At 67.5% G+C, this 15,828-nt stretch carries 19 protein-coding genes; 12 read left to right on the top strand and 7 right to left on the bottom strand.

Annotated elements, in window-relative coordinates:
- Positions 1–2 precede the first annotated feature (2 nt).
- Genes ABQE44_RS08440 through ABQE44_RS08400 form a run of 9 tightly spaced genes read left to right on the top strand, consistent with a single transcriptional unit; the run spans position 3 to position 7,467 of the window.
- A complete protein-coding gene (locus ABQE44_RS08440; RefSeq protein ID WP_448391045.1) occupies positions 3–257 on the top strand; it encodes a HypC/HybG/HupF family hydrogenase formation chaperone in 255 nt (84 codons plus the stop codon).
- Complete coding sequence (hypF, locus tag ABQE44_RS08435; RefSeq protein WP_448429130.1) at positions 254–2,530, top strand: carbamoyltransferase HypF; 2,277 nt, start codon at positions 254–256, stop codon at positions 2,528–2,530. Before ABQE44_RS08440 ends, hypF begins: the two co-directional genes overlap by 4 nt.
- Positions 2,527–3,246 carry a DUF6390 family protein gene (locus ABQE44_RS08430; RefSeq protein WP_448429128.1) on the top strand — a complete coding sequence of 240 codons (720 nt, stop codon included), beginning with the start codon at positions 2,527–2,529 and terminating at the stop codon, positions 3,244–3,246. Before hypF ends, ABQE44_RS08430 begins: the two co-directional genes overlap by 4 nt.
- The gene (locus ABQE44_RS08425) at positions 3,243–3,986 is read left to right on the top strand and encodes a hydrogenase assembly protein HupF (RefSeq protein WP_448391041.1); all 744 of its coding nucleotides are present in this window, start codon (positions 3,243–3,245) and stop codon (positions 3,984–3,986) included. Before ABQE44_RS08430 ends, ABQE44_RS08425 begins: the two co-directional genes overlap by 4 nt.
- Positions 3,983–4,657: a D-sedoheptulose-7-phosphate isomerase gene (locus ABQE44_RS08420; RefSeq protein ID WP_448429126.1), complete on the top strand. Its 675-nt coding sequence runs from the start codon at positions 3,983–3,985 to the stop codon at positions 4,655–4,657. Before ABQE44_RS08425 ends, ABQE44_RS08420 begins: the two co-directional genes overlap by 4 nt.
- Positions 4,654–5,760, top strand: coding sequence for a hydrogenase expression/formation protein HypE (gene hypE / locus ABQE44_RS08415; protein WP_448429122.1), 1,107 nt, complete (start codon positions 4,654–4,656; stop codon positions 5,758–5,760). The genes ABQE44_RS08420 and hypE overlap by 4 nt, the downstream gene beginning before the upstream one ends.
- Before the next feature lie 24 nt (positions 5,761–5,784).
- Positions 5,785–6,066 (top strand): HypC/HybG/HupF family hydrogenase formation chaperone, encoded by a 282-nt coding sequence (locus ABQE44_RS08410; RefSeq protein ID WP_448391036.1) that lies wholly within the window; start codon positions 5,785–5,787, stop codon positions 6,064–6,066.
- 1 nt (position 6,067) lies between these two features.
- Positions 6,068–7,195: a hydrogenase formation protein HypD gene (gene hypD, locus ABQE44_RS08405; RefSeq protein ID WP_448429120.1), complete on the top strand. Its 1,128-nt coding sequence runs from the start codon at positions 6,068–6,070 to the stop codon at positions 7,193–7,195.
- 26 nt (positions 7,196–7,221) lie between these two features.
- A complete protein-coding gene (locus tag ABQE44_RS08400; protein ID WP_448429118.1) occupies positions 7,222–7,467 on the top strand; it encodes a hypothetical protein in 246 nt (81 codons plus the stop codon).
- Between the two features lies 1 nt (position 7,468).
- Here the strand turns inward: ABQE44_RS08400 and ABQE44_RS08395 are convergent, their stop codons facing one another.
- Both ABQE44_RS08395 and ABQE44_RS08390 read right to left on the bottom strand, forming a co-directional pair.
- Complete coding sequence (locus ABQE44_RS08395) at positions 7,469–7,663, bottom strand: DUF3046 domain-containing protein (protein WP_448391031.1); 195 nt, start codon at positions 7,661–7,663, stop codon at positions 7,469–7,471.
- Positions 7,664–7,672: 9 nt separating this feature from the next.
- A complete protein-coding gene (locus ABQE44_RS08390) occupies positions 7,673–8,836 on the bottom strand; it encodes a glycosyltransferase (protein WP_448429116.1) in 1,164 nt (387 codons plus the stop codon).
- A 42-nt stretch (positions 8,837–8,878) separates the two neighbouring features.
- Between ABQE44_RS08390 and ABQE44_RS08385 the strand changes: the two genes are divergently transcribed.
- Positions 8,879–9,319, top strand: a complete 441-nt coding sequence (locus ABQE44_RS08385; RefSeq protein ID WP_448391029.1) for a limonene-1,2-epoxide hydrolase family protein — start codon at positions 8,879–8,881, stop codon at positions 9,317–9,319.
- Positions 9,320–9,347: 28 nt separating this feature from the next.
- On the top strand, positions 9,348–9,764 hold the full coding sequence (locus tag ABQE44_RS08380; RefSeq protein ID WP_448391028.1) for a DUF5313 domain-containing protein: 417 nt from the start codon (positions 9,348–9,350) through the stop codon (positions 9,762–9,764).
- A 2-nt stretch (positions 9,765–9,766) separates the two neighbouring features.
- Here the strand turns inward: ABQE44_RS08380 and pspM are convergent, their stop codons facing one another.
- From pspM to pgsA, 4 genes are all read right to left on the bottom strand, one after another.
- Positions 9,767–10,597: a phage shock envelope stress response protein PspM gene (gene pspM / locus ABQE44_RS08375; RefSeq protein WP_448429114.1), complete on the bottom strand. Its 831-nt coding sequence runs from the start codon at positions 10,595–10,597 to the stop codon at positions 9,767–9,769.
- Between the two features lie 18 nt (positions 10,598–10,615).
- The gene (gene pspA, locus ABQE44_RS08370; RefSeq protein ID WP_448429112.1) at positions 10,616–11,428 is read right to left on the bottom strand and encodes a phage shock protein PspA; all 813 of its coding nucleotides are present in this window, start codon (positions 11,426–11,428) and stop codon (positions 10,616–10,618) included.
- Between the two features lie 108 nt (positions 11,429–11,536).
- Entirely contained in the window at positions 11,537–11,863 is a 327-nt protein-coding gene (clgR, locus tag ABQE44_RS08365; protein WP_448391025.1) for a transcriptional regulator ClgR, read from the bottom strand.
- A 101-nt stretch (positions 11,864–11,964) separates the two neighbouring features.
- Positions 11,965–12,552, bottom strand: a complete 588-nt coding sequence (gene pgsA, locus ABQE44_RS08360; protein ID WP_448391024.1) for a CDP-diacylglycerol--glycerol-3-phosphate 3-phosphatidyltransferase — start codon at positions 12,550–12,552, stop codon at positions 11,965–11,967.
- A gap of 68 nt (positions 12,553–12,620) precedes the next feature.
- Between pgsA and ABQE44_RS08355 the strand changes: the two genes are divergently transcribed.
- Complete coding sequence (locus ABQE44_RS08355) at positions 12,621–13,136, top strand: amino-acid N-acetyltransferase (RefSeq protein ID WP_448391377.1); 516 nt, start codon at positions 12,621–12,623, stop codon at positions 13,134–13,136.
- A 36-nt stretch (positions 13,137–13,172) separates the two neighbouring features.
- Here the strand turns inward: ABQE44_RS08355 and ABQE44_RS08350 are convergent, their stop codons facing one another.
- The gene (locus tag ABQE44_RS08350) at positions 13,173–15,656 is read right to left on the bottom strand and encodes an FtsK/SpoIIIE family DNA translocase (RefSeq protein ID WP_448429110.1); all 2,484 of its coding nucleotides are present in this window, start codon (positions 15,654–15,656) and stop codon (positions 13,173–13,175) included.
- Between the last annotated feature and the right edge of the window lie 172 nt (positions 15,657–15,828).

Below are 15,828 nucleotides of genomic sequence, written 5' to 3'. Positions count from 1 at the left end.
CGATGTGCCTGGGAATACCGGGGCAGGTGGTGCACATGCTGGACGGCTACGGCGATCAACTGGCCCTCGTCGACGTCGCAGGCGAGCAGCGCAAGGTCAACGTCGGAATGCTGCCGGAAGTAACCTTCGGCCCTGGGGATTGGGTGATCATTCACATGGGTTTTGTCGTCGAGAAGACCGACAAGGCCGGCGCCGACGCGGCGATGTCGGGCCTGGAGCTGATGGGCAGGGGTCAGGACGTCGAGGATCCGCCATGACCGGCAGGGTCAGGTTGCGTGTCGACGTGCACGGCGTGGTGCAGGGTGTGGGCTTTCGGCCGTTCGTGTACTCGTGCGCGGCAGCGCTGAGCCTGGCCGGCTGTGTGCGCAACGACAGTTCCGGTGCCGTCATCGAAGTCGAGGGCGACGCCGGCGACGTCGAAGCATTCCTGAGCCGACTGTGCGACCAACCTCCGCCGCTGGCGGTGATCGAATCCGTTGAAATCCAGCCGGTTCCGCTGGTCGGTGGCACCGGGTTCGTCATCGCCGATACGTTGCGCACCGACGGGGCCCGCACCTTGACGTCGCCCGACGTCGCCATGTGCGCACAGTGCGCCGCCGAGCAGGCCGACCCTTGCGACCGGCGCTACCGGCACCCGTTCATCAACTGCACCAACTGCGGCCCCCGTTTCACGATCATCGGCTCGCTGCCGTACGACCGCGCGTCCACCACGATGGCGGCGTTCGAAATGTGTCCGGAATGTGCCCGCGAATACCACGATCCCGGCGACCGCAGGTTCCACGCCCAACCGATCTGCTGCCCGGACTGCGGACCCGCGCTGACCTACCGGGCCGGCTCCGGCCGGTCGTCGACCGGCGAAAACGGGCTGCGGGCGGCCCGGGAAGTGCTGCGCGACGGCGGCGTGCTGGCGGTCAAGGGCATCGGCGGCTACCACCTCGCCTGCGACGCGGGAAACGCCCGCGCCGTGGCCGAGCTGCGGTTGCGAAAACATCGCGGCGACAAGCCGTTCGCCGTCATGGTGCCCGACCTGGCCACCGCCCGGGACATCGCCGAGGTGGACGACGCGTCGGCGCGGATGCTGTCGGGTCCCCAGCGCCCGATCGTGCTGATGCCGCGACGGCCCGAAGCGCCCGTGGCCGAGGCTGTCGCACCACACAACCCGGACCTGGGCGTGCTGCTCGCCTATGCGCCGTTGCACCCGTTGTTGTTCGGTCTGCCCGGCGACGTGCCGGGGCCGGCGGTACTGGTGATGACCTCAGGGAACCTGGCCGGCGAGCCGATCTGTTTCGCCGACGATGATGCCCTCGAGCGACTTTCGCACCTCGCCGACGGTTGGCTGATGCACGACCGCGCGATCCTGGTGCCGTGCGACGATTCTGTCATCCGCGCGGTGGCCGGCCGCGAGGTGCCGATCCGGCGTTCGCGCGGATATGCGCCGCTACCGATCGCATTGCCCGTGCCGGTACCGCCGACCCTGGCCGTCGGCGCCGACCTGAAGAACACGATGGCGGTCGCCGACGGCAAATACGCGTGGCTCAGCCAGCACATCGGCGACATGGACGATTTGGCGACGTTGTGCGCGTTCGATTCGGCCCAGCAGCACCTACAGGCTCTCACCGCGGTCACCCCACAGGTGTTGGTCGCCGACGCCCACCCGATGTACCGGTCGACGCAGTGGGCCAACCGCAACGCCGCACACCGACCGGTCCGCACAGTCCAACACCACCACGCGCATATCGCCGCGGTGATGGCCGAACACGGTCTGGGTGACTCCGCGCAGGTGCTCGGCTTCGCGTTCGACGGAACGGGTTACGGCACCGACCGCGCGGTATGGGGCGGCGAGGTACTGCTCGCCGGATACAAGGGCTTTCAGCGCCTGGCGCACCTGAAGTACGTGCCGATGGCCGGCGGCGACGTCAGCGTGCTGCGCCCGTACCGAATGGCGCTCTCGCACCTGTGGGCCGCTGGTATCGCGTGGGATGCCGACCTGGCGTCCGTCGCCAGCTGCCCGCCCGACGAACGAAAAGTACTGGGCCGCCAACTCGAAACGGGCTTCGGCTGCACCTCCACGTCGAGCATGGGCCGCCTGTTCGACGCGGTGTCTGCGCTGGCCGGGGTGCGCCAGGTGGTCGCCTACGAGGCGCAAGCGGCGATCGAGCTGGAGGGCCTGTCCCGCGGCGACGACGGCGACACAGGCGCTTACGCGTTCACCGTGTATGACGGCGTGATCGATCCGGCGCCGGTACTTCGGGCGGTGATTGCCGACCGACGCGCCGGGGTAGCGACCGGAACCATCGGCGCCCGGTTCCATCGTGCCGTCGCGGAGGTGATCGTGCGGATCGCGTGTGCCGAACGGGAGACGTGTTCGACAGTGGCGCTGTCGGGTGGGGTGTTCCAGAACGCAATGCTGCTGACACTTGCGCTGACGCGATTGCAAGACAACGGATTCGATGTCATCACGCCGCACCGGGTGCCGTCGAATGATGGTGGCATCGCGCTGGGCCAATTGCTGGTGGGGAATTCCGGATGACTGGGTTGACGACGGGTCAGACACTGTTCGGTCGGTATGCCTACCCGCCGAATGAATTGGGCTATTGCGGTCCGGCAGAGGCTGGCGGTAGCTCCGGTCTCGCGTCGCACGCCGCGGAGTTCGACGGCTCCTGGCCGTATTTGCGGGCCGTCGCCGAAGCGCTCGGCTCCGATGCGCTTGACGAGGAGGTGGTCGACAGCTACTGGGTCGGCGGTCCGGCGCTGTCCAAGGTGGATCCCGCCGACCTGCTCGCCCGGCTGCGTTCGGCGTTCACGGGCCAGCTCACCGGCCTGCTCGACGAGGTCTCCCCCAGCTCCGACGTGTTGGCCCATCACAGCTTCCACGTCTTTGTGGTCTATCCCTGGGTGCGCTTCCTCGGCCGCGACGCGGCCACCGCCGTGCGCGTCATGCAGAACTGCCGCATCCGGTGGGGCACCGTCGAATCCATCGACGGCCAGCGCGCGGTGATCTCGTCGCACCCACTGCAGTTCAAAAACGGCAGCCTGGCGCTCGGCGCTCTGGAGACCGAAACCGTGCACTGGGCCAAGGGCGCCGTGTCGCTGACCCCCGCGCCGATGCCGGGCACCGTCGTCTCGGCGCACTGGGACTGGGTGTGCGCAACCCTGACCGAAACCGAATGCGCAGCACTGGAAGCCGCCACCGGCGCCACGCTGAAGCTTGTCAATTCACTCGTGGAGAAGGGGGTTGATCGATGACCGTCACCACGCGACCGGGCGGGTCATACGTCGACGCCGCGCTGTCAGCCGACCTTGCCGCGGCCGCACTGGACATGGCTCGACGATTTCACGACGGCGCCACGCTGTGGGTCATCTCGCCGCAATGGGAACCGCATGCCCACCACGTCGCCGTCGAGTTCGTCCACCCAGTGATCATGGGCAAGCGGGCGCTGCCGTCGGTCGCCCTCGTCGAACCCGATCCGGTGGCGCAGGCTCGGGTGGCCAGCCAACCCGGCGACCTGCTGATCGCGGTCGCGTCCGCCGACGAGCCGGCCGTCGTCGACGCGATGCGCCGCGCGCAGGCATGGGGTGTCCTGACCCTGTGGATCGGTTCTGGTCCGCGCCCGAAAACTGGTGGTGCCAACCACATCCTGTGGGTCGACTCCGACGATCCGATGCTGCCGGCCACCGGAACGTTTGTGTTGATGTACCACCTGCTCTGGGAACTCACCCACGTCTGTTTCGAACATCCCGGCCTGCTTAAGTCCGCCGACCGCACCGATGACATCTGTATCACCTGCAGTGACCAGGGCCGGGTGGCCGAGGTGCTGCTGGAACCCACCGCCGCAACCGACCTGGCGCTTGTGCGCACCGCCGAGGGCGAGGAATGGGTGGACGTCACGCTGCTCGGCGGCGTCGCGACCAACGACCTGGTGCTCGTCCACGCCGGCGCGGCTATTTCACGCCTCGACGACATCGGAAGGGAGATGACCCGATGACCGAGCCTGAAAGCACCGGCTTCCTGTATCCGTTCATCGAATCCGAAGAGTCCGACGCCACCAGCCTTCTGGACGATCTGAGTTCCTCGGCGCGCGGTAAGGCCGCCGAAAGCGCGCGGCTGCAAGGCGAATCGCTGGCCGAATACGACGCAGCGTTGACCGCGGCAGGCACCGAGATGGCCGATCGATTTGGCCGCGGCGGACGGCTCTACACCTTCGGAAACGGTGGCAGCTCCACCGATGCCGCGACGCTGGCGTCGCTGTTCAGCCGGCCTGCCCGTGGGCGCCCGGTGGCGGCGTGGTCGCTGGCCGCCGACAACGCCGTGGTCACCGCGCTGGGCAACGATGTCGGGTTCGAGCTGATCTTCAAGCGCCAGATCATCGCCCATGCCCGCGAGCGGGACATCGCGATCGCGTTGTCGACGTCGGGTAATTCGGAGGACCTGATGACGGCCATCAGCGAGGCCAAGCGGCGCGATCTGTTGACGATCGGGTTCTCCGGCCACGACGGCGGGCGGATGGCCGGCGCCGAGGACCTGGACTACTGCTTCACCGTGCATTCACAGAGCATCCACCGCATCCAGGAGAGCCACGCCATGCTCGGTTACCGGCTCTGGTCCGTCGCCCAGGAAAACCTGTCCCGTCCCCGCAATGGAGCGCAGACACGATGACCGGCACCGTCGACAGGGCAATGAGCGCGGCCGAGCGCGAAGACCGGGCGCTCGAACGCATCGACAGACAACGGCAGCGCCGACCGCGCCTGCTCGACGATGTGGTGACGCTCGCGCACGGCGCAGGCGGCAAGTCCTCGGCGGCACTGGTGGATGCGGTGTTCCTCGAGGCGTTCCGCAATGACGAACTCGAACAGCTCGGTGACGCGGCCACCCTGCGTACCGCCTCCGGTGAGCGGTTGGCGTTCTCCACCGATTCGTATGTCGTTTCGCCGCGGCGCTTTCCGGGCGGCTCCATCGGCCACGTCGCGGTGCACGGCACAATCAACGACCTCGCCGTGTCGGGCGCGCAGCCGCAATGGCTGTCCGCGGCCTTCGTCATCGAGGAAGGCTTTGCGATCGCCGAACTGCGCGAGATCGTCGCCGACATGAGCGTTGCGGCGGCGGCGGCCGGTGTGCAGATCGTCACCGGCGACACCAAGGTGGTCGGCAGGGGCGCCGCCGACGGCGTGTACGTGTGCACGGCCGGTGTCGGCGCGATCCCCGCGGACAGAAGGCTCTCCCGCGAGCTCGTGCAACCCGGCGACAAGGTGCTGCTGTCCGGAACCATCGGCGAGCACGGCATGGCGGTCATGCTGGCGCGCGGTGATCTGGCCATCGACGCCGACATCACCTCCGACACCGCACCCGTACACGAGCTGGTGGAGATCCTGTTGGCGGCAGCGCCGTCGACGCGCTGGATGCGGGACGCCACCCGCGGCGGTGTCGGCACGGTGGCCAACGAACTGGTCAAGGACCGCCCGTTCGCGCTGATCCTCGACGAGGACAGGATTCCCATTGCGCCGCAGGTGCTCGGCGCGTGCGACATGCTCGGCATCGACCCGCTGTACGTGGCCAACGAGGGCAAGTTCGTCGCTGTCGTCGCCGCTCGCGAAGCCGAGGCGGCCGTCTCGGCACTACGCGCCCACCCGCAGGGCGCCGAGGCTGCGGTCGTCGGCGAGATCATCCCCGAGCCGCCCGGAATCGTGGCGCTGCGAACATCTTTCGGCGGCAGCCGGATCGTCGACATGCTCGTCGGCGACCCACTGCCACGAATCTGCTGAATTGACAACGAAAGGGAGAAGCTCATGTGTTTGGGCATTCCCGGTCAGGTGGTCGACATCGTCGACGCCGAACAGTCCCTGGCCAAGGTCGACGTCAACGGCGTGCGCCGCAACATCAGCGTGCGGCTGCTGGCTGACGACAACCTGCGCGTCGGCGACTGGGTACTGGTGCACGTCGGGTTCGCGATGGCCAAGATCGACGAACGCGAGGCCGCGATGACCCTCGACCAGGTGCAGAAGATGGGCGCCGACTACGTGACCGAGATGGAAGCGTTCACGTCATCCGAAATCGCTTGGGAGGCTTGATATGAGGTTCGTCGACGAATTTCGGGACCCGGCGGCGGCGCGCACTCTGGTCCGCTCGATCACCGAGCTTGCCGGTGGCGACGACTTCAAGTTCATGGAGGTGTGCGGCGGCCATACCCACACCATCTACCGGCACGGCATCGAGCACCTGCTGCCCGAGTCCGTAGAGCTGGTGCACGGACCGGGATGTCCGGTGTGTGTCATCCCGATGGGCCGGATCGACGACGCGATGTGGCTGGCCGAACAGCCCGGCATCATCTTCACGACCTTCGGCGACATGATGCGCGTGCCGGGATCCAACGGCACCCTGATCGCTGCCAAGGCGCGCGGTGCCGACGTGCGGTTCGTCTACTCCCCGCTCGACGCGCTCAAGGTGGCCGTCGACAATCCCGACCGGCACGTGGTGTTCTTCGCCGTCGGCTTCGAAACCACCGCCCCGTCGACCGCTGTGACGCTGGTACGCGCACGCGCGCGGGGCGTGAAGAACTTCAGCGTGTTCTGCAACCACGTCACGATCGTTCCGCCGATCAAGGCCATTCTCGAATCGCCCGATCTGCGACTGGCGGGGTTTCTCGGGCCCGGCCACGTGTCGACGGTGGTGGGCCTGCGCCCATACCGCTTCGTACCCGACGTGTACGGCAAGCCGATGGTGGTGGCCGGATTCGAGCCACTGGACATCCTGGCCTCGGTGCACATGCTGCTGGCGCAGATCCGGCAGGGACGTTGTGAGGTCGAAAACCAGTACACCCGGGTGGTTCGCGCCGAAGGCAACACCCAGGCGTTGAAGCTGATGGCCGAGACGTTCGAGCTGCGTCCACACTTCGAATGGCGCGGTCTGGGGTTCATCTCGCAGAGCGCGCTCAAGGTTCACCGCGACTACGCCGAGTTCGACGCCGAGGCCACCTTCGACATGCCCGGCCTGCGGGTCGCCGACCCCAAGGCGTGCCAGTGCGGCGAGGTCCTCAAGGGCGTGATCAAACCGTGGGAATGCAAGGTGTTCGGCACCGCCTGCACTCCTGAGACCCCGATCGGGACGTGCATGGTGTCCGCCGAGGGCGCCTGCGCCGCGTACTACAACTTCGGCCGGCTGCACCGGGAAACCGCGCTGGTGCTCGGCCGCCGCGAATAGCGAGAAACCCATCGAGAGGAGTTGCCATGACAGAGCCGGAAGACAACGAGACCCGAGACACCGGTTCGGACGTGCCATCCGGAGGACCCGCGGATCGCCCGTCGGGTGAATACCAGGGCGACGAGTCCGTCCCCACATACGGAAGTGACGAAAAGCCCGATTTCGAAACCAGCTTCACGAATGAGCCGCCGAAGGACGTCGAGTCCGCCACCCCACCCTACGAAGGGCGGCAAGCCTCTGCGAAGCCGGCCGGCGGCGAAGACAAGCGTTGACTCACCACTGATCGCGCGGGACGTCGAAGTCTGCGCACAGCGCGCGCCAGACGTCGCGCGGGTCGACGCCGTCCTCGATGGCCTGCGTCGCCGTGCGACCGCCTAATCCGGTCAGCACATGGTCGACGATGATCGACGCGCCGCGGACGGGGCCGAACTGTCCCTCGACGAGTTCACGGAATTCGGTCAAGCGCACCACTCAAACTTACGTGAGCGCGTTATGGCACGCGCGTACCGGATCCTCGACGTCGGACACCGACGCGCCGGCCCGGCACGCGGCATCGCGGTAGCGCGGTGCCGACAACACCTCGCTCACCGCCGACGCCAACCCGTCCGCGGTCAACGGCCGCACCAGCTGTCCGCTGCCTTGGCGCACAACGCGGTTGGCGATCTCCCACTGATCACCGCCGCCGGGCACCACCACCAGCGGCACCCCGGCCAGCAGCGCCTTGGACACCATGCCGTGTCCGCCGCCGCAGACCACCACGTCGGCGTGGGCTAGCAGGTCATCCTGGCGGCCCAGGCCGACGACCGCCCACGGCGGCGCCGGTCCGTCGGGGCCGGACAGCCGCGACACCACCAGGCGCGAGCCCTCGGGCAGCGTCTCCCCCGGCCTCAACCCCTCCAGCGCCACCTCCGCCAGCCCGCCGGTCCCCGTCGTCGCCGTCGACGGGGCGACCATCACCAGGGGGCCCGCACCGGGCGGCACCGTCAGCACCGAGGACGTCGGCTCGAAGTGCAACGGCCCAACCACCACGGCCTCGGCAGGCCAGTCGGGGCGTGGCACCTCCAACGCGGGCAGCGTCGCGATCAGCCGCCGCAGGGGTCCCGGATCGGTTGGTGGCAAACCGATTTCGACGCGGGCCGCTGCGCGCTGCCGCAGTCCTTCGCGCCACGACCGGGCGCTCAGCGCGCGCATCACCGCGTCACGCAGCCGCCCCCGCATCCCGAGGCCCGGCGCCAGCCCGCTACCCACCGGCGGCAGCCCCTTCGACGGCCGGTACAGCGGGTGCGGGTTCAACTCGATCCACGGCAGACCCAGCAACTCGGCGCAGAACGCGCCGGCGACCGTGATCGCATCCGACACCACCAGATCCGGCGCCAGCGCCCGCAGCTGCGGCGCGTTCTGCACGGCCATGCGGGCCGCGCGCTGGTTGATCTTGGCGCCGGCGTCCGCGTCGTCGTCGAGATCGGTCGCGTCAAGCCCAAGGAGTTCGACGGCGTCCACCCCGACAGCGCGGGCGGTGGCCAGCCATTCCTTGCCGGTCACCAGCGTCGGTGCATCCCCGGCGTCCACAAATCGAAGGCACAGCGCGAGCGCCGGAAAGGTGTGCCCGGGATCGGGTCCGGCAACTATCGCGACGCGCATTGGCCTACCGTGCCACAGGGCCAGCGCACTAGGCTGACTGCCATGACCGACCAGGCTGCCGCACTGAGATCTAACCTCGACAACGTGCGCACGGTGGAGACCTTCCTCTACGCGCTGCAGGACGAGGACTTCGACACCGTCGACAAATCACTCGCCGACGGGATCGAGTGGCAGAACGTCGGGCTTCCCACCATCCACGGCCGCCAGCGGATCGTAGACCTGATGCGGCGCGGTCAAGGCCGCATGGGATTCGAGGTCAAGATCCACCGCATCGCCGGCGAAGGCAGCGCAGTGCTGACCGAGCGCACCGACGCGCTGGTGTTCGGCCCGGTCCGGATCCAGTTCTGGGTGTGCGGCACGTTCGAAGTCCACGGCGGGCGCATCACCTTGTGGCGCGACTACTTCGACACGCTGGACTTCCTCAAGGGCACGGCGCGCGGCCTGATCGCCACGGTGTTCCCGTCGCTGCGGCCGGGAATGTAACCGCGCGTCGGTAACATAGACAGTCGATATGACTACCGAGAAACCACCCACCCGACCCAACGTCTGGGAGTACATCGGATACAGCTACGGCCGTCGCCTGCCCGACTCGATGCGCGACTGGGTGCGAAACGACCTGGCCGGCGAGGGCGCGACGCGCAGAATGATGATCCGCGTCTTCATTCCCGCGTTCTTGGTGATGGCACCGTTCTGGTTCATCCCGACGACCCTGGACGTGCACCTGACGATGACACTGCCGATCCTGATCCCGTTCGTCTACTTCTCGCACGCCCTCAACAAGGTGTGGCGCCGGCACATGCTGGCCAAACACGGCCTGGACCCGGCCCTGGTCGACGAGATCTCACGCCGCAAAAAGGCCCATGTGCACCAGGCATACGCCGAACGCTACGGTCCGCGCTCGGGCCCGCCGAGCTCACACGACATCTAAAGCTACGCGCCGCGCAGTTGACCCAACTCGTCGAACGCCTGCGCCCATCCGGACAGCCGGTCGGTGGCGTTGGACAGTTGCTCGCGGTAGCGCTGCTGCGACATCGGCGAACGCGACATCGGCCCGGCATTGACCGCGGAAACCAGTTGCGCTGCGGCGTCGACCATTTCGTTGTACTGTCGCGCGCCCTGGTGAAGTTGGGCGGTGTAGGCGTTGATGGTGGGCCCCAGGTGCACCCGCGACTGCGGCGCCGATCGGACCGCGCGCTCCATCGACACCACCTCGGTCGCGGTCGCCGCCATCGTGGCGGCCGTCTGATTGGCCGCGACGGTCAGTTCGCGCAGTTCATCGCGCGGCAGCATCCGGCCTCGCTCCATGACGCCCAGCAGCGAGAACAGTCCCCGCTCCGAGGACGCCAGCGCGGCCATGGGTTGCCGCGCCGCCGAACCCCACGGCGGCAGCCGGCGCGCGGCGCGGGAACGTTGCGGCGGCAAGGGCTCGCGTCGTAGCCATCGGTACCGCAGGAACGTCAGGGTCGCCAGGAACGCCGCACCCGCAGCGATGGGAATCGGGATGAACAGCACCCACGCCGGGGTGCTCCAGGACGCCACCACCGCGGTGACTGCGATCCAGAACACCGACGACACGGCAAAGAACAGCGTCAGCCGCAGCGCCCAGCGTCGCTTTCGCAACAGCTTGGCGCGCGGATCGGATGCGGCGTTGAGCTTCTCGGCCAGCACGTCGGACCACTCGGCGGCGGTGTCAATACCACTTTGCAACCCACGCTGCAGCAACGACCGCCAGGCCTCCGGTCGACTCGAGCGTGGGTTCATCGCGCTTCCAAACAAAAACTATTGGGACAACGGGTTTTCCGGTGCCGCCTGCTGGTCGGTGGCCGGCTTGGCCGGAGCGGGCATCGCGGTGCCACCGGCCGGCAGCTGCTCGCCGCGCATCGAGGCCCGGATCTGCTCCAGCCGGGAATGGCCGGCCATCTGCACGCTGGCCTGCTGTACTTCGAGCATCCGGCCCTGCACCGAGTTCTGGGCCAACTCGGCCGAACCCATCGCGTTGGCGTAGCGGCGCTCGATCTTCTGCCGCACCTCGTCGAGGCTCGGCGTGGCGCCCGGCGCGGCGAGCTCGCTCATCGACTGCAGCGACGCGCTGACCTGCTCCTGCATCTTGGCCTGCTCGAGCTGCGAGAGCAGCTTGGTGCGCTCGCCGATCTTCTGCTGCAGCATCATCGCGTTTTGCTCGACGGCCTTCTTGGCCTGACCGGCTGCCTGAAGTGCCTGGTCGTGCAGGCCCTTGAGGTCTTCGACGCTCTGCTCGGCGGTCACCAGCTGCGCGGCGAACGCCTCGGCGGCGTTGTTGTATTCGGTGGCCTTGGCGGCGTCGCCGGCCTCGGTAGCCTGATCGGCCAGGGTCAGCGCCTGACGGACGTTGACCTGCAGCTTCTCGATATCGGCAAGCTGGCGGTTGAGCCGCATCTCCAGCTGCCGCTGATTACCGATGACCTGGGCGGCCTGCTGGGTCAGCGTCTGGTGCTGGCGCTGCGCCTCCTCGATGGCCTGCTGAATCTGCACCTTCGGGTCGGCGTACTCGTCGACCTTGGAGCTGAACAGCGCCATCAGGTAGCGCCACGCCTTGACGAACGGATTGGCCATGGATCATTCCGCCTTCGTGTCTGAGGTTTTCTCGGGCTCGCCGGCGCCCCGGGTCACCGTCCTGCCCAATCTATCGGTTCGGCACCGATCGCCACACCCAGAACCGGTTCAGGCCACAGCCATCGACACGGCCTGCGGAATGACGACTTTGGTGCTGGCGTCGATGTTGGCCGCCCCCGCGCCGGTGAACGCGACGTGCTCCTCGCGCTCCATCTCCTCGCCGGCGTGCGACAGCACCCGCGACAACGGGACGTCCAGCGCGCCGCAGATGGCGTTGAGCAGCTCACTTGAGGCTTCCTTGCGGCCGCGCTCCACCTCGGACAGATAGCCGAGGCTGACGCGCGCGGAGTCGGACACTTCGCGCAACGTACGACCCTGCTCGATACGGGCACGACGCAGCACGTCGCCGATCACCTCGCGCAGCAATGCCGTCATCGTGCTCTCCTTACGAACTCGGGTCGAGGGGTTCCTACTAGGCAACGCTGTGCACCACGGCGATGGTTCCCGGATGGCGCAGATCAACTGCAAAAAGGCGCTCAGGCCCGGGCTCGGGAATCCCTGGCCGCCGAGATGACGTAGTCGATGCCGGTGAGCACGGTCAACGCGATCGCAGCCCACATGACCACCCACGCGCCGGCCAGCCAGGTGCCCGAGAGGGGCAGGATGAACAGGCCGATCGCCACGGCCTGCACCAACGTTTTGAGTTTGCCGCCGCGGCTGGCCGGGATGACGCCGTGGCGCAGCACCGCGAACCGCAGCACGGTGATCCCGACCTCCCGCACCAGGATCACCGCGGTAATCCACCACGGCAGATCGCCGAGGACCGATAGCCCGATCAGCGCGGCCCCGATCAGCGCCTTGTCGGCAATCGGATCGGCGAGGGCGCCGAACTCGGTGACCATGCCGTAGCTGCGCGCCAACGCCCCATCGAACCGGTCGGTGATGACCGCGACTGCGAACACCACGAATGCGGCTATCCGCCAGAAGGTTTCATGTCCGTCGCCGACGAACAAAAAAGCCACGAACACCGGAACCAACGCCATCCGCACGCCGGTGAGCATGTTCGCGATATTCGCCACCCGGGCGCGCGGAACCAGCGGATCAGTATGAGGTTGGCCCGGCACCGCCACAGAATATCGGTTGCTCAAACCGATACCCTCCACGTGTGAGCACAGATCCCGATCGGGTCGTCGTGCGGCGAGCCCGGACCTCGGACGTGCCTGCGATAAAAGCGTTGGTGGACATCTACGCCGGCAAGATTCTGCTGGAGAAGAACCTGGTGAACCTCTACGAGGCGGTCCAGGAATTCTGGGTGGCCGAGTTGGACGGCGAGCTGATCGGCTGCGGCGCGCTGCACGTGTTGTGGTCCGACCTCGGCGAGGTGCGCACCGTGGCGGTGCATCCGAAGGTTCGCAGCCGCGGCATCGGGCACGCGATCGTCGACCAGCTGCTGGCGGTGGCCGAGGAACTGCGCCTGGAGCGCATCTTCGTGCTCACCTTCGAGGTGGAGTTTTTCACCGCACACGGGTTCGTCGAGATCGACGGCACACCGGTGACCGCGGAGGTCTACGAAGAGATGTGCCGCTCTTATGACACCGGTGTCGCGGAGTTCCTCGACCTGTCCTTCGTCAAGCCCAACATCCTCGGCAACACCCGCATGCTCCTCACCCTCGCCGAAAGGGACAAACGGGCGCCAAAGTGCGAGTGAAACCCGCCAATACGTCGATCTCAGCGCCAGACATGCTCACTCCGTGTCGTCGGCGCCCTCGTCGTCGTCACCGTTGTCGCCGGTACCGCGGATCGACGCCAGCGTGGCCGCCAGCTCGTCGGGCTTGACCAGCACCTCGCGCGCCTTGGAGCCTTCGCTGGGGCCGACGATGTTGCGGGTCTCCATCAGGTCCATCAACCGGCCGGCCTTGGCGAAGCCCACCCGCAGTTTGCGCTGCAGCATCGACGTCGAGCCGAATTGGCTGGACACCACCAGCTCCACGGCCTGCAGGAAGACGTCCATATCGTCGCCGATGTCGGGGTCGACGTCGGTGCGTTCGCTGGTGGTCTTCGCAGTGGTGACGCCCTCGGTGTATTCGGGCTCGGCCTGGGCCTTGGTGGCCTCGACGACGGCGTGGATCTCGTCGTCGGTGATGAACGCGCCCTGTAGGCGGATCGGCTTGTTGGCGCCCATCGGCAGAAACAGCCCGTCGCCCATGCCGATCAGCTTTTCGGCGCCCTGCTGGTCGAGGATCACGCGGCTGTCGGTCAGCGACGACGTCGCGAACGCCAACCGGGACGGCACGTTGGTCTTGATCAGGCCGGTGACCACGTCGACCGAGGGCCGCTGGGTCGCCAGCACGAGGTGGATCCCCGCGGCGCGGGCCTTCTGCGTGATACGCACGATCGCGTCTTCGACGTCGCGCGGAGCGGTCATCATCAGGTCGGCCAACTCGTCAACGATCGCCACCACGTACGGGTACGGCCTGTACTCGCGCTGGCTGCCCAGCGGCGTGGTGATCTCTCCGGAGCGCACCTTCTTGTTGAAGTCGTCGATGTGGCGCACCTTGGAGGCCTGCATGTCCTGGTATCGCTGCTCCATCTCCTCGACCAGCCACGCCAGCGCGGCGGCCGCTTTCTTGGGCTGCGTGATGATCGGCGTGATCAGGTGCGGAATGCCTTCGTACGGGGTGAGTTCCACCATCTTCGGGTCGATCAGGATCATCCTGACCTCTTCCGGGGTGGCCCGCGCCAGCAGCGAGATCAGCATCGAGTTGACGAAGCTCGACTTACCCGAGCCGGTAGAGCCGGCCACCAGCAGGTGCGGCATCTTCGCGAGGTTGGCCGAGATATATTCGCCCTCAATGTCTTTGCCGAGCCCGATGACCAACGGGTGGTGGTCGCCGCGGGTGGACGGATCGGTCAGCACGTCGGCGAGGCGCACCATCTCCCGGTCGGTGTTGGGTACCTCGATACCCACCGCCGACTTGCCGGGGATCGGCGCCAGCATCCGCACGCTCTCGGTGGCCACCGCGTAGGCGATATTGCGGTGCAGCGCTGTGATTTTCTCGACCTTTACGCCCGGGCCCAACTCGACTTCGTAGCGGGTGACGGTCGGGCCGCGGGTGCAACCGGTGACCGATGCGTTGACCTTGAACTGCTGGAGCACCTCGTTGATGGCGTCGACCATCCGGTCGTTGGCCGCGCTGCGCAGCTTGGGCGGATCGCCCACGATCAACAGGTCCAGCGGCGGCAGCGTGTAGGGACCCTCGACCACGCGGTCCAGTGAGAGCGCCTGCTTCTTGGTGGGTTTCTTCTTTCGGGGCCGAGCGGTCGGCTCCGGAACGGTGGGAGCCTCGTCGTCGATCGGGTAGTTGTCCATCGGCGAGCCGGTCGGCCACGCCTGCGCCCCGTCGTCGCCGTATCCGGCGGGATCGTCGTAGTAGCCGTCGGAGAAATCGTCGGCCTGCGCGGCGACGGCGTCGTCCTCGTCGTCGTAGTCCTCGTCGTCGTGCTCGCCACCGAAGCCGCGCGTGGAAAACATCATCTGCAGCGTCGACGGCACCTCACGAATCGTCGTCCCGGTGACCAGCAGAACACCGAAGAGCACCCCCATGAACAGCAGCGGCGCCGCGATCCACGCGGTGAGGCCGTCAGAGAGCGGACCGCCGATCGCGAACCCGAGGAACCCGGCGGCGTGCTGGCGGGCGGCCGGATCGACGGGCGAGCCGGCCCACAGATGCCACAGGCCCAGCGCCGGCAGCGCGATCATCGCCGCGCCGAGGACCAGGCGTGGCCGGGCGTCGGGATCGGGTTCGGTGCGCATCAGCACCAGCGCCACGGCGACCAGCACGATCGGCAGCAGCACCACCGCGGAACCGATGAGCACCCGCAGGAACGTGTCGATCCACTCCCCGACGGGTCGGGCCGCGTCGAACCAGGAACTCGCGACGATCACCACCGCGATGCCCAGCAGCGCCAGCGCGATGCCATCGCGGCGGTGTCCCGGTTCGAGGTCGCGGGCGCGACCGACCGAACGAGCCGTCGACCCCGCGCCCTTGGCGAGCATCAGCCAGCCTGCCCGCATGCCGCGGCCCACGGTGGCGCCGGCGGTGGCGACCGGCGACGGGTGTCGCCGCGGCGCCGGCTTGCGCCGTGGCGCCGAGCGCGACCCGCCCCGTGAACCGGCCTTTGACCTGTTCGAACGGGTTCCAGAGCGCGCGACGGTCTTGCTAGCCATACCTGTCAGCCTAGTCGCAACAGCCCCAGAAACAACATCTGCCACACTGGTCACAGAAAGGTATCACTTCGGCTCCAAGCAGGCATACCCGTGCCGAAACATGTTTTCGCTGCGTATGCCGCTATTGCGGTGGTCGCGCCGGTCGCGACGTAGGTGTACGTGGTCTGAACGG

Source organism: Mycolicibacterium sp. XJ2546 (assembly GCF_053483195.1).
Note: the sequence above shows the minus strand (reverse complement) of the source record. Positions and strands in the feature narration are given on the sequence as shown.